The sequence below is a fragment of the Olivibacter sp. SDN3 genome (genome assembly GCF_014334135.1).
GTDB lineage: Bacteria > Bacteroidota > Bacteroidia > Sphingobacteriales > Sphingobacteriaceae > Olivibacter.
On record NZ_CP060497.1, the window covers coordinates 913,683 to 933,948 of the forward strand.

Below are 20,266 nucleotides of genomic sequence, written 5' to 3' on the forward strand. Positions count from 1 at the left end.
TTATCCGTTCTTCTTTGCTTCTTTTGCCCAGGTATCTCTAAGTCCTACCGTGCGATTAAACACCAAATGATCAGGCTTAGACCGGGTGTCTAAGGTAAAATAGCCCTTTCTAATAAATTGATATCCTTTTCCTGGCACCGCATTTAACAAATCAGGTTCGATGTATACCTTTTCAAGTATTTGTAAACTAGTTGGATTAATCGACTCTTTGAAATCACCTTCCGTATCTAAGGGGTTTTCTGCTTGGAATAATCTGTCATACAAACGAACTTCCGCCGTCTTCGCGTGCGGTACACTTACCCAGTGGATAGTTCCTTTTACTTTTAGGCCACTGGTATCTTCACCACTCTTGGAGTTTGGGATGTAACGGCAATATATTGTAGTGATATTGCCTTTCGAATCTTTTTCGAACTCATCACAGGTAACGATATAAGCATTTTTCAGGCGTACACTTAAGCCCGGACCCAATCGGAAAAACTTCTTAGGCGCATGCTCCATAAAATCCTCCCTCTCTATCCAAAGTGCTCCACTAAATGGTATATTCCGACCGCCTTCCCCACCCTCAACTTCGGGGTTGTTCTCGCCATGCAAAATCTCTTCCTGCCCTTCCGGATAATTGGTAATCACTAACTTTATGGGATCTAGCACCGCCATCCTACGCCAGGCCGTTTTGTTCAAGTCTTCCCGAATACAGAATTCAAGCAGCCCCACATCGATTACATTTTCACGTTTTGCGATACCTATACGTTCGCAAAAGTTACGAATACTGGCTGGTGTATATCCCCGTCGACGTAAACCACTAATGGTGGGCATGCGGGGGTCGTCCCATCCTTCCACGTGCTTTTCGTTAACCAGCTGTAACAAGCGCCGTTTACTCATCACTGTATAAGTCATGTTCAAACGCGCAAACTCATATTGCTTGGAAGGGAAAATCCCTATGTGGTTAATAAGCCAGTCGTACAAGGGCCGGTGTGGAACAAACTCCAGGGTGCATACCGAATGTGTAACCTTTTCTATGGAATCACTTTGACCATGCGCAAAATCGTACATTGGATAGATATACCATTTATCGCCAGTACGGTGATGGTGCGCGTGTTTAATACGATATAGCAAAGGATCACGCATATGCATGTTGGGATTTTCCAAATCAATTTTTGCCCGCAACACTTTACTACCATCTGGGTATTTGCCTTCCTTCATCTCCTGAAAAAGCTGTAAGTTTTCTTCAACTGAACGGCTACGATAGGGCGTTGGTTTACCCGGCTCGGTAGGGGAGCCTTTGCTGGCTGCTATTTCATCGGATGTACTATCATCTACATAAGCCAATCCTTTCTTAATCAGCTCAATCGCATATTGATAAAGGGTATCAAAATAATCGGAAGTGTAGAGCTCTTTTTCCCACGCAAAACCCAACCACCTAATATCGTTTTTAATACTTTCCACATACTCCACATTTTCTGTAATAGGATTTGTATCGTCAAAACGCAGATTAGTTTTACCCTTATACTTCTGAGCTAAACTAAAATTTAAGCAAATGGATTTTGCATGCCCAATATGCAGGTATCCGTTGGGCTCAGGCGGAAAACGGGTAAGTACCCTCCCGTCATTTTTCCCATTTCGTATATCTTCTTCAATAATTTCCTCTAGGAAATTTAATGATTTCTCCTCATTCATAAGTGCAAACTTAGATAAAATGCTTTGCATTCACGAATACCGTTAAAAACAAATTATCGATCTTTCATCCGCTGTTCAGCGCTTACTTTTATAGATAAAACTTAGGTAAATTATTTCTGATCAGGAACTGTATTAATATTTTTAAAACCTGCTAAAAATAAAAAGCCGCCCAATTGGGGCGGCTCTACACGATTTATATTATTACTATCTTAGATAACTTTAACATTTACCGCATTTAAGCCTTTTTTTCCTTGCTCTACATCGTAAGATACGCTGTCGTTCTCACGAATAGAATCGATAAGACCTGATGAATGAACAAAAATTTCAGATCCACCATCATTAGGAACGATGAAACCGAACCCTTTTGTTTCATTAAAGAATTTTACTACTCCTTCTTGCATTGTATTGAATTTATTGATAATTAAACAAAGGTAAGTATATTAATCCATCTATTCCACCTTAAATGATTTTATTTATCATTTATTCATAACTCTGCAACAAAAATCATCGCTGATGATTCCTATAAGGCCTTTTTTTATTCCTTTGAAAATTTTTTTTATTTTTTGTTGCCTTCTCCTTTGTTACACGTTTCGGCGTTGGGACGGCCACAAATAAATCTTTCACGGGATACGGATGTTCGTTATTGACCGGAATCACTTGATTGATCAGATTGCTTATATCTTGCAGATAAGCCCTTTCCTCTACATCACAGAATGATAGTGCCTGTCCTCTTGCACCAGCCCTACCCGTTCTGCCAATACGGTGCACGTAGGTTTCGGGTTCATTCGGCAAATCAAAATTGATCACATATTTCAATTCGTCCACATCGATGCCTCTAGCGGCAATATCTGTCGCAATAAGCACTTTTAATTTCCCCGATTTAAATGCGTTTAATGCATTTTGTCTGGCGTTTTGCGACTTATTCCCGTGTATAGCCAATGCTTCAATCCGATGCTTGTTTAGCGTTTTCACCAAGCGATCCGCCCCGTATTTCGTACGTGTAAAAACCAGTACATGATCTTTAACCTCTGTTTTTAATAGGTGAACCAACAATTTCGGTTTATTCGTTTTCTCTACCGCATAGACGAATTGACTAATTTTTTCGGCAGTTGACGACACCGGAGTAACTTCCACCCTTATCGGATTTTTTAGAATAGTATGCGCAAGTTTCGCGATTTCCGGAGGCATCGTTGCCGAGAAGAACAATGTTTGTCTTTTTACGGGGAGCAATGCAATCAATTTCTTGATATCATGGATAAAACCCATATCTAACATCCGATCCGCTTCATCCAACACAAAATGCGTGATAGCACTCAAGGAGACCACCCGCTGGTTGATCAGGTCTAATAATCGACCCGGCGTAGCTACTAGCACATCTGTTCCTTTTCGTAGGGCCGCAATTTGCGTATTGATGTTTACCCCACCGAACACCACTTGATGCTTTAATGATAAAAATTTACCATAGGTATCGATACTCTGATCGATCTGCACTGCTAGTTCCCGTGTTGGCGTCAAGATTAACGCCTTAACTCCTTTATCTTTAGATGACTGCTGCGACAACTGCTGCAATATGGGCAGTGAAAACGCAGCCGTTTTACCAGTACCCGTTTGCGCGCAACCCAATAGATCACTTCCTTTTAATACAACAGGAATAGCCTGTTGCTGTATCGGGGTTGGTGATTGATACCCCTCCTCATCCAGGGCCTTTAGTAAAGGGGGGATGAGATCAAGTTCTTTAAATGACAAAATGAAAATGCAATTATTTGTGGAATATGTAAAACGCAAAGATACGGTTTTTAATTCACATTGCGGGATGTATCCTCATAAGTAAGCATCAAACAACTTCATCTCAGCAAAAAAACATGCGTTTATACTATTGAACGCATGTTTTTTTTATTTCCAGGCAAGCCGCTAATCGTTCTGACTATATTTATGTTCGTAGCGCTGAAACAGTTGTTTATGGAGATTGTCAAGATTGACATCCTTTCCCAAAATAAAAGCCTTTTCCAACTGATTTCCGCGCATATCAAGCGCATCTCCGTCTGCAATGAAAAAGTTTGCGTCTTTTCCCTGCTCTAGGCTACCCGTTCTATCGTCTACTCCTAAAATTTTAGCTGTGTTCAACGTAATAGTGGCAAGAGCCGCCTCCTTATCTAAACCAAAAGCCGCTGCGGTACCTGCCATAAAAGGTAAATTACGTTGCTGCCAAAAACCATCCATTCCATAAGCGACAAGCACACCTGCATCTGTCAGCAGCTTAGCCTGTTTATAAGGTAGGTTCACATCATCATCATCCTTACCTGGAAGCGCATGCGCCTGATGGATAATAACATTTACCCCATGCTCCTTCAAAAAGGGCGCAATCAAGTGTCCTTCCTGCGCACCAACTAGGGTAGGTGTAATAGCATAACGTTTAAAAAGTTGTATGGCAGCTATCAGGTCATTTTTCTTATCAGCATGTACCATCACTTTTTTACTCCCCTCGAATACCTTTTTAAAGGCATCCAAACGTGCGTTAAACACCTTCTGATCTCCACTGGCATAACTTTTTGCATCTGCCAAAAAATCCTCCAACAAAACACGTTCCCGTTTGATACGATCCTTCTGCTCTTCTACATTGGTTGATCCAAAACGCGAAAAGCGAACAGTAGGCCAGTTAACATGCACGGCATCGTCCTTTAAATAGACCGCATCTTCCCAATTCCACGCATCCAACTGCACAACCGATGATTGTCCGGAAACCAGCCCACTCTGTGGGGTAACTTGTGCTAAGAGTATACCGTTCGAGCGAAGTGTGTTAATTACCTTTGAATCGGCATTATACGCGATAAGCGATCGTACATGCGCATTATTTTCTCCTACTTCAGCATAATCTACCGTCGCCCTCACAGACTCCACCTCTACCAACCCAAGGTTGGTTACAGGAGCGATAAATCCAGGGTAGACATGTTTACCCTGGGCATCAATGGTATGCTCTGCTTCTGGGGCATCTGCGCCTTCGCCTACATATATGATTTTTCCATCTTCAAAAACCAGTGTTCCCTGTTGAATGATTTGACCATTTCCAACATGAATAGTTGCACCACGAACACTTATTGTACTTTGTTGCGGTTTGGCCGGGTAAATAGTAGGTTGCGCAACGGCGACAGTGCATACAGCAAACAGAACTGCCGCACTAAAAATATATTTTATGATATGATCCTTCATCGTATAAATTAATTATGGCTGTGCATGGTATCCATATCAACAGCATCTTCTTCTAAGGTTTCACAATGATAAATAAACGTAGGGCTTGCATTTGCTTTTTGGGTGGTAGCTCCTTTACCTTTTTCGTCCAGCAATTTAGCTATTATTCGTGCTTTCTCCTTCTTCTGATCTTCCCTGATCATTTCATCGGCCTCGCTGTCCCAATATTTCACCCCGTCTACAAACGTTTTTTCTGCTCTTGCATAAATAGAAAGCGGGTTATCGCTCCACACCACAACATCGGCATCTTTACCTGCCTTTAGACTACCCACACGATCATCAATATGAAGCATTTTCGCTGGATTTAGCGTTACCATTTTCCATGCATCTTCTTCACTTAAACCGCCATATTTGACAATTTTTGCAGCCTCTTGGTTCAATCTACGTGCCATTTCTGCGTCATCCGAATTGATGGCCGTCACTACTCCTTGTTTCTCCATGAGGTAGGCGTTATAGGGGATTGCTTCCTGTACTTCCATCTTGTAAGCCCACCAGTCGGCAAAAGTAGCTCCTGCAATACTTCTAGACGCCATCCTATCAGCCATTTTATAGCCTTCTAAGATATGGGTGAAGGTATTGATCTTGAACCCTAAACTGTCGGCCACGTGCATGAGCATATTGATCTCCGATTGTACGTACGAATGGCAGGTAATAAAACGCTTATTATCTAAAATTTCTACCAGGGCATCCAACTTCAGGTCCCGACGGGTATGACTATTTTTATCTGCTAGTTTTGTCTTATATTCTTTGGCACGGGTAAAGGCGTCTACATACACCTGCTCTACACCCATTCGTGTTTGTGGAAAACGAACACGCGCTACGTCGCCCCAATTGCTCTGTTTGACGTTCTCGCCCAGGGCGAACTTAATGAAACCGTCGTTACCGCCAAACTTAAGTTCTTCAGGCGATTTCCCCCATCGCAGCTTAATCAATTGCGATTGTCCTCCTATCGAGTTTGCCGAACCGTGGAGAATATGTGAAGCGGTAACTCCTCCTGCCAACTGGCGGTAAATGTTCACATCCTCAGAGTTAATGATATCAGCTATTCTGACTTCAGAGGTAACAGACTGTGTTCCTTCATTAATACCTCTTGAAATTGCGATATGAGAATGTTCATCAATGATGCCAGCAGTAATATGCTTACCTGTAGCATCGATGACCGTCGCGCCTCCCGCAGCTAAATTTTTACCGATTTGCCGAATCTTGCCATCTACTAACAACAGGTCTGTTTCTTCCAAAACACCCTCATCCTCATTGGTCCATACCGTTGCATTTCTCAGGAGAACACTTTCCTGTTTTAACGGCTCCTCATGTCCAAAAGCAACAAAAGGGTAGAGTACTTTCCCCAATTCCAAAGAACCATCTTCTGGCTTTTTAGCTGAGCTATCGCGGTACGGTTGACTATAAGATGCTTGCCATGCGACCACATTTCCATCCGGTTTTATCAGATCACCGCTAAACTGCAGGGGCTCTTCTTCACTGATATATCCGCTGATGCGGAAACTTCCCTTGGTTCCTTTGGGGTTGAAACTGAAGGTCAGTAGATCTCCATCGCGAATCACGTTAACTTTCGTTTTGGTCGTGTCACCTACTTTAATGATATGCGCTTCATATTTTGCTGGCTTTCCTCCCACATGTAAAGTGGTACTGCCAAAACCATCGATGGTAGATGTATACGCTCCTCGAATATCTTTAAAATCGAGCGTATTGGCGATATACTTTTTCCCTTGTATCCAGTTTTCATAAATAACATTTCCTTCTTTAAATAACGAATCGGAAGTAATGATAAAGTTTGCCAGCTTTCCTTTTTCCAAACTTCCCAACCGTTCCGTCAACCCCAAAAATGAGGCAGGAGTTTCAGTCAGCGCACGTAAAGCTTGCTCTTCACTCAAACCATACTTAATGGCCTTACGTAAGTTTGGCCAAAAGTCACGAACATTCTCCAATCCATCGGCCGTCAACGCAAATGGAACACCTGCCTTTTCCAGATACGATGGATTGGCCGGCGCCAATTCCCAATGTTTTAACTGCGCAAGCGACAATTGATCCGCAGCAGCGGGATCTTCCACATCATAAGCCTTTGGAAAATTTAAGGGAACAATAAGGTTTGATCCCGTGGCTTTCACGTCCTGAATACGTTGGTATTCATTGCCACTTGTCTTTATAATATATTTTTTTTCAAATTCTTTCGCCACCTTATCCGCACGCAGAATGTCTAACACATCACTTACTTCAAAAAACTGCGGCAGGGATTGCAAACGATCAAAAGCATCTAATGAGATATTATATTCTTTATGCTGATTTTTGTACCAGTCACTATCGTAATAAGTCTGTCTCAATAAGGCTATGCTACCCATTAACGATGATGGGTAAGATGTTTTCGCGGTTCCTTTATCAAAAGAATAGTGTGCACCAACTTCCGGTTTTATGATAATTTCATTCTCTTTATCTTCTGCCAATGTGGTAAACAAAGCGCTCCCCCTGGCAATACCATCTTTTAACACCGCCTGTACAGCTCCGAAACCGATCTTCTTGAGTTCTCCTGCACTTTTGGTATCTACAGAAAATAGATCAACTGCCCTTATTTCGGGCCGTATAGCTTCATTCCAGGCATATGCTCCCTTTTTCGTCGAAGTAAGCACTGGCGCACTTCTGCCAAAAGCAGGCTGCTCCGATTTAGTTTCAGGCAATCCATAAGTTGAGAAAAGATCGATTAAAGATGGATAGATATATTTACCTTCCAAATTAACGGTAATATATCCCTTGGGAACCTTCACCCCACTCCCAACAGCTTCAATGGTTTGCCCATTTACAAGCATGGTTCCATTTTCTACCGTTTCACCGGCTTTCGTCACAATGGTAGCATTAATAAACGCATATTTCCTCGGCCGCTCATCATAAGAACCATTAACCGGATAGGTTTCTTGGGCAAATAATGCGGATACATAAAGAAACAAACAATAAAAAAGTAGTATTTTTCGCATATTAAATTGATTATTTAGTACTAAAATAAAGCTTTGAAAAGAAATTTATTATAATATTACAAGATTAATAAGAATGTTACCTTCAGGCAATAAAAAAACGTTTTATTGCTCCCAAAAATAAGCTAAACATAACTACATGAAACACCCATTTATTAAAGGCGTACATCATATTGCCATTATCTGCTCAGATTATATAAAATCCAAGCATTTCTACACACAAATTCTGGGTTTCAATATCTTAAAAGAGACTTATCGTGCAGAAAGAAAATCCTACAAGCTTGATTTGTCGCTTAACGACCAATATACCATTGAGCTCTTTTCCTTTCCTGCTCCACCGAGACGTACCAGTAGACCCGAAGCTTGCGGCTTGCGACATTTGGCTTTCAGCGTTGACAATCTCGAGCAGGCTGTTGATGCATTAAACAGTCAAGATATCTCTTGCGAACCCGTACGTACAGACGAAATCACCGGCAAACGTTTTACCTTTTTTGAAGACCCTGACGGGCTACCGATGGAATTTTATGAGGCATGAATGTATAATGGACAGTACCTGATCTAATACTTAAAGCATTGTTTGCAATAATTTGACAAAAATCGCATCAGTGATCAAACACATTAAAAGAAGTGTTTGTTATAAATCTATTGACATTCAATACCCCTTACTTTTGTAACACAGTACACATGAGCTACATCTTGTCTCTTCATTAAATAGTATCATCATGGCATCCTTAGTACAGCAAATCAAGAATGACATCAAAAATTGGTGGTTGTTCACACTTATTGGCATTTTGCTCTTGATAGCAGGTTTTTATACGATCTCAAACCCATTAACGAGTTATTTAGGGTTAGCTATTTTTTTCGGCGTATTAATCTTTGTTAATGGTATTATGGAGCTTTCATTTGCCATTGGAAACAGGAAACATCTACATCGCTGGGGGTGGACGCTGGCGGCAGGTATGCTAGATGTCATACTTGGCTTTGTTCTACTCCTATATCCGGGATTGTCGATGAGCGTTCTCCCTTTTATTGTAGGGTTCTATATCTTATTATTGGGAGCTTCATTAAGCAGTTATGCGTTCCAATTGAACAGTTTATCAATTAAAGGATGGGGGTGGGTACTCGCTGGAGGCATATTAACGGTAATCTTTGGTCTGAGCATGATTTTCAACCCTATTATTGGCATCGCCACTATCGTGGGGTGGACAGCATTTGCTTTCATCATCGCCGGAATTGTTAATATTATCTTTTCCATTCAGCTCAAAAAGGTGAAAGATCATACGACACCTTAGGTATCCATATATTACTTCTAACTCTCGTATAATTTCAATCGGTTCTTCAGCTGATCAATTTCTTGTTGCATCACCCGCAGTTTCTGCACTAAATGCTTCATCGCATCAATTCCTTCGATATTGACATGCAGGTCGTAATACCAACGTCTAAACTGTTCCAAATCATCCAATTGTTCTTCACTAATGTAATATTCTTTCTCGACGACAGCCAACTCAATCAAACCTTCTTCGTGTAGCGATTGAATAAATGTCTGTTCCACCTTACAATGTGTACAGTATTCGCTGATTAAAATCAATGTTGTTTCCATCCTGGTTTATTTTTTTGCCTGCTGATTCATTTCCGCCAATTGTTCAAACAATTGCTTTTCTTCCTTTTCCAACGTCGTTGGGATTTCTACCTGATAAGTAACCATCAAATCGCCGTATTGTCCCTCTTTTTTATATATGGGAAAACCTTTTCCCTTCAATCTCACTTTTGTACCATTCTGCGTTCCGGGCTTAACCTGTAGTTTAACCTTACCGGTAAGGGTGTCCACCAGCACTTCACCTCCCAACACAGCAGTATACAGATCGATTGTTTTTGTTAAGTATAAATCATCTTTTAAGCGTTTAAACAAAGGATCGTCGCTAATCACGAAAGTTATATACAAATCACCTGCCGGCCCATTGTTCATGCCTTGACCGCCTTGCCCTTTTAAACGTATTTCCTGCCCATGCTGAACACCAGCCGGGATCGTAATCCGAAGATTTTTACCATTTACCTGTAGCGTACGTTTGTGAGTTTCCGCCGCTTCACGCAGCGATAACTGAAGCTCCGCGCGATAATCCTGCCCCTTAAAACGTGCCTGTTTAGCATGACCTTGTCCAGTTCCACCAAACATAGAAGCGAAAAAATCGGAAAAATCTTCAGCAGAAAAATCTCCCCCAGATCCGGAAAATCCCCCGGCACCAAACGGGCCATTTTGACCACCATAACTTCCACCAGTGTACTGTCCCTGTCCTCCCTGCGATTGCCTGGCCTGTTCATAAGCATCGGCATGCTGCCAATCTTTACCGTACTGATCGTATTTCTTCCTTTTCTCAGGGTCACTCAACACTTCATTAGCTTCGTTAATCTGTTGAAATTTTCTCTGTGCTTCCTTGTCATCGGGGTTTAAGTCCGGATGATATTTACGGGCAAGTTTCCGATAAGCTTTCCTTACTTCTTCTTTCGAGGCATTTTTATTAATACCCAGTATCTGATAATAATCAATAAACTCCATACAAAACACCAGTTTAAATCGAACCTCTTCACCATTGGCAAAGCTAATCGATCTACCAAAAAAGAGACACTATATTAAGCATTTTGTTTTGGAAATTGTTTTTGCCACATAGCATAATATACGCCTCGCTGGCTTAGAAGCCTATCATGTGACCCCTCTTCTATGAGCAGACCGTCTTTCAGGACAATGATTTTATCCGCATCTGCTACGGTGCTTAAGCGGTGGGCAATAAGAATAATGGTTTTATTTTTTTTTCTCAAGGTCTGTATAGCACGCTGCACATGTTCTTCTGAGCCGGAGTCTAGAGAAGCAGTTGCTTCATCCAGAATTAATATCTGTGGGTCACGATAGAGTGCCCGTGCGATCGCTAACCGCTGCCTTTGTCCGCCGGAAAGCGACGTGCCATTTTCGCCGATGTAGGTTTTAAAGCCATTTGGTAAATGTTCAATGAAGCGCAACATTTCCAGTTCTTTACAAATTGCCGCAATTTTATTCATATCGGGATCTGCATCGCCAAGAGCGATGTTCTCCACCACATTTCCTGCAAACAAGTCGATATGTTGAGGCACAACACCTACTACCTTCCGTAGACTTTCATTAGTAACGTAGTTAAGGTCGTGGTCTCCAATCATGATACGACCTTTAAGCAACGGATAGATATTTTGCAATAGAGAAAGCAAGGTAGTTTTACCAGAGCCGCTCTCACCTACTATCGCAACTACCTTACCGTGAGGGATGGATACATTTAAACCCTCGAAAACAGTTACCCGTGTTCCATAACGGAAAGCAACATCTACAAATGAAATATCGCCCAAGGCAACCTTAGTCAGGTCAATACCTTCTTCCTTACGTTCGCGCTCCAGATCCATCACTTCAAACAAACGATCGGCGGCAATTACCGCATCCTGTATGGTTTTATTCATGGTTATCAGACTTCCAACCGGACCCATAAAATATCCGATAATTGCGTAAAACGATAAAAGTTCTCCAGGGGTGATCAATTTGTCCAGCACGAATAAAGAGCCCATCCACAATAGGATAATAACAAACAAACCAGATACCAAGCCGTTAACATTACCTATCCAAAGTGAATTAGTTGAAGAGGTATAAATACTTTTTAGCAGCTTTACAAAGCTGGTTTCCGTTTTGAAATTGGCAAAAGATTCCACACCAAAACGTTTGATCGTTCCTACGGCATTAACTGACTCCACTAATTGTGCTTCCAAATCTGCGGCATCTTCCATGAGTTTACGCTGTGTCTTTTTGTTCAATCTATTTGATATATAATAGATGCAGCCAAATAAAGGAATAACACCAAGCATCACTAAAGCCAACTTCCAGTAGTAGGTAAACATCAGCAGAAAGGAGAAAACAATGATAAAGATATTCACTGCGAAGTCTACCAGGACTTCATTAATAAAGGCCCGAATCTTCGCAGCATCGTTAATGCGTGAGATGATCTCCCCTACCCGCATATTGTCGAAAAAGGTCTGCGGCAAGGTTAATAAATGTTTATAATAGCCTAATATTAAGCGTGCATCAATTTGTTGCCCCGTCTTTATCGTCAATAAAGTTCTCACATGGTTAATAAAAAGTTTCACTAACAGCAGTACAATCATGACTACCCCCATTAAATTTAACAGGTTTTTATTACCGGTAGGCAGTACGTGATCAACGATTTTTTGTATGTAAATAGACGTTGATAAACCAAGCAGTGTAAAAAAGATAGCTCCTGCCAGCACCTGCCATAAGATATGCTTATGCGGTTGGATGAGGTAAATAAACCTACTGGTAACAGACACTTTTTGATTGCTTTCAAAGAAATTATCTGAAGGCGTTAAGAGCAGCAATACCCCTGTCCAGATAGCTTTGAAATCGCTAAGCGGCACTTTTTCAATTGTGCCTATTGCAGGGTCCATCACCTCTACATAGGTTTTGGTAATGTTATAAATAACCACATAATGATTCAATTGACTTTTAAGCACCACATGTGCGATAGCAGGACAGGGTACTTCAGGTAAACTCTCTTCCGAACCACGCACGCCTTTGGCTGAAAAGCCCATTTTAGTTGCAGCCTCCATCAATCCGAGCACATTGGTGCCCTTTTTATCGGTGGAAGCATACTGTCTGATCCTGGCCAACGGCACTTCTAACTTATAAAACGCCGCAATGGAGGCTAAACACGCTGCTCCACAATCGGCAAAACCATGTTGCCTCACATACACCTTTTTTGATCGTTTCGTCACAAAGGAAAATGGATTTACTCTTCTTAAAAAAGCTAGCATTTCTGGGCAGTTTTAATTATAAAAAAGCCGTTTGATCGGCATTCATAACATGCGGATTCAACCAATCGTCGGCTTTATCGTACAATAACTGAAATAGTGTTCGCCGCGTAACAAAAAAACGTGCCTGTAAAGTCATGCCCTTACGCAGATTCCCTTCATAACCATTTTTTAAGTGAAGCTTATAATCGTGAAGTAGACAGCGCACTTTAAAGTAAGGCTGCCCCCTATCTGTATAGATATCTCCAGAAATAGAAACAACCTCTCCATCAACCAAACCCCACTGATTATAGTCAAAAGCCTCTACCTGAAATTTAACAGGCGTGCCAATCGACAGGAAACCAATATCTTTAGGCAATACATAGGTCTCAGCAATAAGCCCTGAATCCGGCGAAATCTCTGCTATCACTTCGTTTGCCGCAATTGAACTACCAGCCTGTAGCCCTTTCAACTGTTGTACGGTTCCAGACAATGGTGCTTTAATAGTATAGTATTCACGTTCTCTGACAGATTGCTGAAGTTTAGTACTGAGCTCGCGCGTCTGCATCTTCAACTTGTTCAGTTCGGACTGCCACTGAGCGCCCTGCTCATCATAAATCAACTGTAACTCATTTTTTACATGGTGATAGTTAAAGCTAACTTCTTCGTACTCGGCCACCGATATCATTTTTTTATCGAAGAGTTCGGCATGTCTTTCGTAGTTTTTTTGAACAACCGCTAAACGGTTTTGTAAACTACGTACTCTTTGCCAAAAAAGAACATACTGTTGTTGATATAGGGAGGAATGTAATTCAGGATTTGCCTTTAGGTTATCGCGACGGAGTAAAGGTATCAATAACTCCAAGTCTGCGGCTTGGTTGCGTAATTCTTCTTCCTGATTTCCGAGTAGTAAATTTTGCTGATCCACTATATCTGCCCTTATTTTAAGCAACACATCGCCCCTTTCCACCTGTTCATTTTCCTTGATAAACACCTCTTCAACGTTTCCAGACACAATAGCCTTAATGATGTTGTTATCCTGAATGGCGCGTAAAATCCCACTACTGGTAACGCTGACATCTACTTTCACCAGAAACATAGCGATGATAGCTAAGAGAACGAGTATCAAAATTGCCTGATAGATTACCAGACCGCGCGGGTTATTTTTATTGAAGTGATACTCCTTAGTATTGGCCATAATTTCGACCGGAAATATTCTATTCATAAGCTATAGAAGATCGGTATAGTTATATATACGAAAGCAATTGTTTATTAGATTTAGCGCGATCGCATAGCAAAAAAAGGGAGGCAAAAACACCTCCCTTTCCGACTTCCCTTGCTATCGCCAAGCTAGAAACACGCGATATCCATTGAAAATGCTAGCGATTCATAAACCCGAAACCGCCTTCTAATGCTGCTCCAATACCATTTCCTAATGAAAATGATGTTTTACTACTTCTATCACCATCGTGCCTTTCACTAGAGAAAGACAATAAATTGTCAATACCTAAACCTAATCCTATACCACCGGAGCCCGATGAATCGTTACTTCCAAATAGAAAGCCTCCGTTAGTCTCCATTAACTCGTCGTTATTCAAATCTTGGAATTTCATAATTTTTATCTTTTATATAGTTAGATGTATGCCTACTCTAAAAAAAGGTTTTCGGCTTCCCCTTTTGATTGCTGAACGTTCTTTACTATTAACGAATTTATCCGTTAGTTGGATTTATAAAGCGTACAACCGACAGGAATAGTTTATAGCTTTTAGGAATACTATCAGAATAGCAACTTAGGCAGGAAGGGCACAGAAAAACTTTTGATATCAAAATGGTCGACCCAAGAGTAACTATTTCCGCCATGAAAAATCTAAACCGTTTCTCTTTCCGTAAATAAAAAAAAAGCAATTCATATTTACGTAGAATTTATGGACTCAAAAGCCGTCATAAAAGCAAAGATCGTAGCCTCAAATATTAAAAAACTAAGGGAGTATCGAAATTACACGCAACTCTACATGGCAGAAAAATTGGGTATATCTCAAAACGCTTACAGTAAAATGGAATTGGGATATAGTAAAATCTCACTGGATAAGCTTTTTTCAATTGCTGCAGCACTTGAAATACCTCATACCGAACTATTATTGAATTGCGAAGAAGATGTATTACTTATCCGTTCGCTAATTCCCTTTACTACATCAGATAAAAAGCATGGAAGATAGTCTAAGACTGTATCTCAAACCCACCTAAATTTTTCTGTATCCAATAATTTCTGTTAATTTGCAGTATGTCGCTTTTTATCGCCTCCCTTAATTCTGGCAGTAATGGTAACTGCTATTATATCGGTAATCGGCAGGAAGCTGTTCTGATTGATGCAGGCATTTCCTGCAGGGAAATAGAAAAACGTATGGCTCGACTAAGGCTGGATATGGAAAAGGTAAAAGCAATATTTATATCGCATGAACACAGCGATCATATCAAGGGACTTTCCCGGCTCGCCAATAAATATAAACTACCTGTTTATATCAGCTACGGCACGTTAGTCGCCACCAGGTTATTTTTGATGGACCACCAGGTAGTTTTCTTCGAGTCTTCCTCTCCTATTACAATAGGATCATTGCAGGTTACACCATTTGTCAAACACCATGATGCTGCAGACCCATACAGTTTTGTCATTGAACAACATGGTATCAAGATCGGCGTGTTTACTGATATTGGAAAGGTGTGCGAACGTATTGTTTATTACTTCAAACAGTGTCATGCGGTATTTTTGGAGACAAATTACGATGAAGACATGTTAACAAATGGCCGCTATCCCTATTTTTTAAAGAATAGGATAAGAGGGGGGGTTGGCCACTTATCAAATAAACAAGCACTCGATCTATTTCTGTCGCATCGTACTGCCAATTTAAGTCATCTTTTTCTATCACACTTATCGAAAGACAACAACTGCCCTAAGCTAGTTAAGGAACTATTTAAACAACATGCTATGCATACAGAGATTGTTGTTGCTTCCCGTGAATGCGAGACTGCCGTTTATCAGATTGCGTTACCAGAAGCTTCGCATACACCCGCTACCGCCAATATCGCAAGCTATCAAACTTAGACAAATGCTTCGCATTCACAAACGTAAAATAACAAAAAATTCATCGTGGTGACCTATTCTTTTAGCGCTATTTTCTCCCATTTCTCCCTTTTAAAATAATAGAGCATGATCCAAAGAACGCCCATAAAAACCACTGTCAACAACCACACCAGCCATTCATATTTCACGGCAAAATAATGTCCGAAACCAATTAAGCCTATCAGACTGATCAACAACATGTTTATCAGAAATTTACCTTCAACCTTCTTAATAGGTTGAGAAAAGGGGTATCCGGTTACTGTATACAAACAAATTAATGTTGCAGCAACACCTCCCACCGCAATAGAGAGCAACACATCATTCAAAATAGCTGGGCCGATAAAAACCAATCCGAAGAGGGTAAAAACCAACATGAAAGGCATATAAAATTTCACAAAAGCAGCCTTCAGTACACCCGTCATCAATTGACCAGATTGCCCAATCGGAGCAGCGAAGTATATCCAGGCTGCTTTGTATTTTTCGCTTTGTGTAATAAACTGAAATACGGTAAGCAGCGTAAACAGTGAGAAATAAAAAATAAACAGATAGCTGTGATTTTCTAAAACACCTTGCCAACGCTCGGTAAACGACAATTGCTCTCCACTCCTATTTCTCACAAAAAACAAAAAGAAAAAATAAACCAATACATAGGCCATAGATGGGTAAACTTTTGTTTTAAACTCCCTTGTTCTAGCGGTAACTTCCCAGACCAACTTAAAACCTGCTTGCTCTAATGGTGTAGCCGTCAGTTTGTCAGCTATAAACGCTCCCAGAGAGAACCTTTTTGTCTTCTGGATTTGTTTTGCTTCCACTACATCTGCCGTACCTAAATTGGTTAAGGCCCTGTTAAAACCGGGTGCAAGTCGTCTTACGATTAACCATCCCGCAATAATAGGAGCAATTCCTGCTACCAGAGACAAAGCCACACTTAATTTGCTCAAGTTTCCGGCGCCCAGCTCCTGTAGCGCCGCAACCCAAGCACCTGGTGTGAGCCAAAGCCAATAGCTATTCGCGAAATCAACTTCCTGCACCATCGCACTTTCTAATATACTGGGCATGGTATAATACAGCGCAAAAATCACGACTGAAAACACAATTTGCAGATAAGCAACAATATCTTTAAAGCGCTGCGGACTAAAAAAACGCATCGCAACCAGGTAAAACATATTTACCAATAAAATACATATCACCATGCTTATCAGCACCTGCACCACAAATATGCCTGCAGCAAGCAAACCCGAGACCGCCAGCATATATAGCAAGCCGGGCAGCGCTAAACCGATAACCTGCTTAAAAATACTAATGCCAATATGCAAAATGCGTGAAACAGCGAATGTGCGATCATCAACAGGACGAGGGAGTATAATAAAATTGTCACGAACATCCATTAATGTCACGGAAAAATCTGAAATCAACGAAAGACAAAGCATTGCCATAAATGCACCAAAGTATATCGTATGCGAAAGAAAAGGTTTATTCACCAAAACGAGGAAAATCAGTAAAACACAACCCATTACCCCCATCAGCAATAGATTAATCCACGAACTATATCTTGAAGCTTTCTTTTGACCACCAAAACCTGTTAAAGGTCTTCGGTCATCCATCGTTAGTTTCGTTAGTAAAATAATCTTGAGTTGCTGGACATCGACACCTAAATTTCTAAAGATAGGACGAAATAATAAGATAAAGCGCACGATAACGTTATTCATATGCTAGGTTTACGACAACGCCGACATAATTTTTGCTGCTTCACTTGCGGCACTTTCTTTTCCGGTAAGTTTAGCAAAAATATATTCCAATGTGTGCCCATGTTCTTGCTTTAACTGCTCAAAAGAGCCATCCGCCACTATAGCCCCTTCATTGATCAGTAGGATACGATCAGACACCTTTTCTACAACATCCATCATATGTGAACAATAAAAAATTGTCTTCCCCCGTTTAGCCAATAGAGCGATCAACTCTTTCACAGTGATAACTGCGTTGGCGTCCAAGCCTGATAGCGGTTCATCTAAAATCAGAATTTTCGGATTGTGTATAATTCCCGAGATGAGTAGTACCTTTTGTTTCATTCCCTTCGAGAAAGTGTCCATTCGTTTGTCCCTATTTCCAGCTAAACCAAACGCTGACAACAACTTGAAGGCTCTATCTTCAATGGTAAACGCCTCCATTCCATAAAGCTTCCCCACAAAATCCAGGTACTCCATTGGTGTAAGGACGTCGTATATTTCGGCATTTTCAGGCACATAACCTATCAGCGATTTGATGGTCAGGGCATCAGCACGCAGGTCTTTTCCCGCTACGCTAACCGTTCCTTCAAAATCGTGAATAAGCCCCGTTAATATTTTGACGGTCGTAGATTTTCCAGCTCCGTTTGGTCCGATGTAACCGATTACTTCCCCCGGATAAACTTCCAGATCAATTCCTTTTAAAACCTGCTTTTCACCATAGTTTTTATAAAGACGGCTCATCTTGATGATCGGCTCCTGTTGATTCATGTTATTTGCTCTGCTAAACGACAGCAAAATACGGAAATTAGGTAGAAGAAGCAAAACGACTATATACCATCTCCGTATTTAAAGAAATTGTTAACCGTTACCGGAAGTTTGCCAGATGGTTTCAAGTCCCCTACGATCGCTTTAACTAATGAGCGTTGCAGGCTTAGGTCATTCTGATAGCCCACCAGCAATCCACCTGCATTTTCAATACCTGGCAAATGAGCTATGGTATATGGATTAGCCAGCACATTGAAAATTGTTTTTTCGGAAGTGGCCAATTCACGGATCAATCTATTTACCTCATTGTTATAATTCAATTTACTTTGCGGTCTTAGGCGTTGATCGTGTAATGCAACAATTATTTGGTCATACTCTCCTAGGGAATTTATCACCTTAGCCACTTGAGCAGCTGTAGCATCGGCCGCCAAAGTATAGTCTACATGATGTTTAAAGTGCTTGGCCAATTCCGTCTGAAACAATGTAGTACTGTCAGCTCCGACACTTATAATGGCGGTGTGTGCTTCGGTATCAAGGTGTTTGATAAGGCTATCGCCTTTCAACAAGGTAACAGCGGCATCCGCCAATTGCTGATTCAGCTCCAAAGCCCTATTATTATTTAATTCATTGTACAAATTTGATGTCTCAACGGGCCTTAACCGATCCAGTTGTAACCAATATTTCGCGGCAAGCACCTTTTTTATACGCTGATCCAGCTCTTCTTGCGAAATTCTTTTTTTCCGAACAGCCTTTCGGACGCTCTTGATTGCCCGTTTACTATTCTCTGACAACTCGAGCACATCATTCCCTGCAATAATCGCCCGGACATCAGCTTCGCCATCTTTAAAGTGTTTCACTACTCCCTTCATGTCCATCGCGTCGGTAAAAACCAATCCTCTAAAGCCCGAACGTTCTTTCAGTACGCCGTTAATAATTGCCCGCGATAAAGACGACGGTAAATCAGCAGTAGTGTCTAAACTCGGAATATTCATATGCCCCACCATTACCCCCGACGCACCTTCGCCTATCAATGTTTTGAAAGGGCTCATTTCCAGTGAATCGAGCCTCGAAACGGTGAAAGGTAAGGTTGGTAAATCGTGATGTGAATCGACGTCTGTATCACCATGACCGGGAAAGTGTTTTAAGGAGGTGATAATACCACCGTCTATCATACCCCTCATATAAGCCGAGGCCTTGCGTGCCACATTATCTTTGTCCTCACCAAATGAACGATAATTAATTACAGGATTATTGGGATTATTATTCACGTCAACTACTGGAGCAAAATTGATATTTAACCCCAAACGCTTAAAATTCGTAGCCACTTCTTGCCCCATTTGATAAATTAGCTGATCGTCCTGAATAGCACCCAAAGCCATTTGATAAGGGAATGATATAGTGGAATCCATTAAACGCATACCCAAGCCCCATTCGCCATCCAAGGCCATAAATAACGGCACCTTCGCTAAACGCTGGTATTTGTTGATCACATAAGCATGTCTTACCGGACCTCCCTGAAAAAGTACCACTCCCCCTAATTTTTCCTTCCGTATAACTTTAGCTACCGAATCGATATAAGCTTGTCCTAAATTGGTATGTGCCCTTACCATAAAAAGCTGAGCAATGCGCTGCTTTTTGTTTAACTTCTTATAGACGGAATCTACCCAATCATGCTCCTGATTAATAAAATCAATAAAAGTGGTAGATGTCTGGCCAACAGCAAATCGAGTGGCAACCAAAAGCAGTATGATGCATAAGAGCACTTTTTTTAACATAGTATTGCGTGATAAAATTTAACTAAAAGCCATAACCAAACATGGAAATAACCGCGATCGAATCTCTTCGCCGACTGAAAAACAATTTTATAGAGAAAATACGACGATTTCAAGTTAAACATACGCATTATCATGCATTATCTCAAAACAAAAACGCAAAAAAAT

At 41.0% G+C, this 20,266-nt stretch carries 17 protein-coding genes; 4 read left to right on the forward strand and 13 right to left on the reverse strand.

The genetic code is table 11. The features are described from left to right. The 5 genes from H8S90_RS03730 to H8S90_RS03750 all read right to left on the reverse strand — a co-directional run bounded on the left by H8S90_RS03730 (position 1) and on the right by H8S90_RS03750 (position 7,904). On the reverse strand, positions 1-1,674 hold the full coding sequence (locus H8S90_RS03730) for a glutamine--tRNA ligase/YqeY domain fusion protein (RefSeq protein WP_187342907.1): 1,674 nt from the start codon (positions 1,672-1,674) through the stop codon (positions 1-3). A 209-nt stretch (positions 1,675-1,883) separates the two neighbouring features. Then, on the reverse strand, positions 1,884-2,075 hold the full coding sequence (locus H8S90_RS03735; RefSeq protein WP_187341256.1) for a cold-shock protein: 192 nt from the start codon (positions 2,073-2,075) through the stop codon (positions 1,884-1,886). A gap of 103 nt (positions 2,076-2,178) precedes the next feature. Next, positions 2,179-3,420 carry a DEAD/DEAH box helicase gene (locus H8S90_RS03740; RefSeq protein WP_187341257.1) on the reverse strand — a complete coding sequence of 414 codons (1,242 nt, stop codon included), beginning with the start codon at positions 3,418-3,420 and terminating at the stop codon, positions 2,179-2,181. Positions 3,421-3,585: 165 nt separating this feature from the next. Continuing rightward, on the reverse strand, positions 3,586-4,881 hold the full coding sequence (locus tag H8S90_RS03745) for an amidohydrolase family protein (protein ID WP_187341258.1): 1,296 nt from the start codon (positions 4,879-4,881) through the stop codon (positions 3,586-3,588). A gap of 8 nt (positions 4,882-4,889) precedes the next feature. Beyond that, positions 4,890-7,904, reverse strand: coding sequence for an amidohydrolase family protein (locus tag H8S90_RS03750; protein WP_187341259.1), 3,015 nt, complete (start codon positions 7,902-7,904; stop codon positions 4,890-4,892). Positions 7,905-8,040: 136 nt separating this feature from the next. Here H8S90_RS03750 and H8S90_RS03755 point away from each other — a divergent pair, with 136 nt between their 5' ends. Further along, positions 8,041-8,436, forward strand: coding sequence for a VOC family protein (locus H8S90_RS03755; protein WP_187341260.1), 396 nt, complete (start codon positions 8,041-8,043; stop codon positions 8,434-8,436). A 187-nt stretch (positions 8,437-8,623) separates the two neighbouring features. Next, positions 8,624-9,193, forward strand: a complete 570-nt coding sequence (locus H8S90_RS03760; protein WP_187341261.1) for an HdeD family acid-resistance protein — start codon at positions 8,624-8,626, stop codon at positions 9,191-9,193. 17 nt (positions 9,194-9,210) lie between these two features. On the opposite strand, the gene H8S90_RS03765 is transcribed toward H8S90_RS03760, so the two are convergent. The 5 genes from H8S90_RS03765 to H8S90_RS03785 all read right to left on the reverse strand — a co-directional run bounded on the left by H8S90_RS03765 (position 9,211) and on the right by H8S90_RS03785 (position 14,329). After that, positions 9,211-9,501 carry a chaperone modulator CbpM gene (locus H8S90_RS03765; protein WP_187341262.1) on the reverse strand — a complete coding sequence of 97 codons (291 nt, stop codon included), beginning with the start codon at positions 9,499-9,501 and terminating at the stop codon, positions 9,211-9,213. A 6-nt stretch (positions 9,502-9,507) separates the two neighbouring features. Next, positions 9,508-10,455, reverse strand: a complete 948-nt coding sequence (locus tag H8S90_RS03770) for a DnaJ C-terminal domain-containing protein (protein ID WP_187341263.1) — start codon at positions 10,453-10,455, stop codon at positions 9,508-9,510. Between the two features lie 74 nt (positions 10,456-10,529). Continuing rightward, complete coding sequence (locus H8S90_RS03775) at positions 10,530-12,740, reverse strand: peptidase domain-containing ABC transporter (RefSeq protein WP_187341264.1); 2,211 nt, start codon at positions 12,738-12,740, stop codon at positions 10,530-10,532. A 16-nt stretch (positions 12,741-12,756) separates the two neighbouring features. Beyond that, entirely contained in the window at positions 12,757-13,941 is a 1,185-nt protein-coding gene (locus H8S90_RS03780; protein WP_187341265.1) for an HlyD family secretion protein, read from the reverse strand. A gap of 154 nt (positions 13,942-14,095) precedes the next feature. Next, positions 14,096-14,329: a hypothetical protein gene (locus tag H8S90_RS03785; protein WP_187341266.1), complete on the reverse strand. Its 234-nt coding sequence runs from the start codon at positions 14,327-14,329 to the stop codon at positions 14,096-14,098. Between the two features lie 312 nt (positions 14,330-14,641). Here H8S90_RS03785 and H8S90_RS03790 point away from each other — a divergent pair, with 312 nt between their 5' ends. Both H8S90_RS03790 and H8S90_RS03795 read left to right on the forward strand, forming a co-directional pair. Beyond that, positions 14,642-14,932: a helix-turn-helix domain-containing protein gene (locus H8S90_RS03790; protein WP_187341267.1), complete on the forward strand. Its 291-nt coding sequence runs from the start codon at positions 14,642-14,644 to the stop codon at positions 14,930-14,932. 65 nt (positions 14,933-14,997) lie between these two features. Then, positions 14,998-15,816 (forward strand): MBL fold metallo-hydrolase, encoded by an 819-nt coding sequence (locus H8S90_RS03795; protein WP_187341268.1) that lies wholly within the window; start codon positions 14,998-15,000, stop codon positions 15,814-15,816. 53 nt (positions 15,817-15,869) lie between these two features. On the opposite strand, the gene H8S90_RS03800 is transcribed toward H8S90_RS03795, so the two are convergent. The 3 genes from H8S90_RS03800 to H8S90_RS03810 are packed head-to-tail and all read right to left on the reverse strand — an operon-like array spanning position 15,870 to position 20,101. After that, on the reverse strand, positions 15,870-17,543 hold the full coding sequence (locus H8S90_RS03800) for a hypothetical protein (protein ID WP_187341269.1): 1,674 nt from the start codon (positions 17,541-17,543) through the stop codon (positions 15,870-15,872). A gap of 9 nt (positions 17,544-17,552) precedes the next feature. Next, positions 17,553-18,329, reverse strand: a complete 777-nt coding sequence (locus tag H8S90_RS03805) for an ABC transporter ATP-binding protein (protein ID WP_187341270.1) — start codon at positions 18,327-18,329, stop codon at positions 17,553-17,555. Positions 18,330-18,388: 59 nt separating this feature from the next. Then, positions 18,389-20,101: a glycoside hydrolase family 3 protein gene (locus tag H8S90_RS03810; protein WP_187341271.1), complete on the reverse strand. Its 1,713-nt coding sequence runs from the start codon at positions 20,099-20,101 to the stop codon at positions 18,389-18,391. Positions 20,102-20,266: the final 165 nt, after the last annotated feature.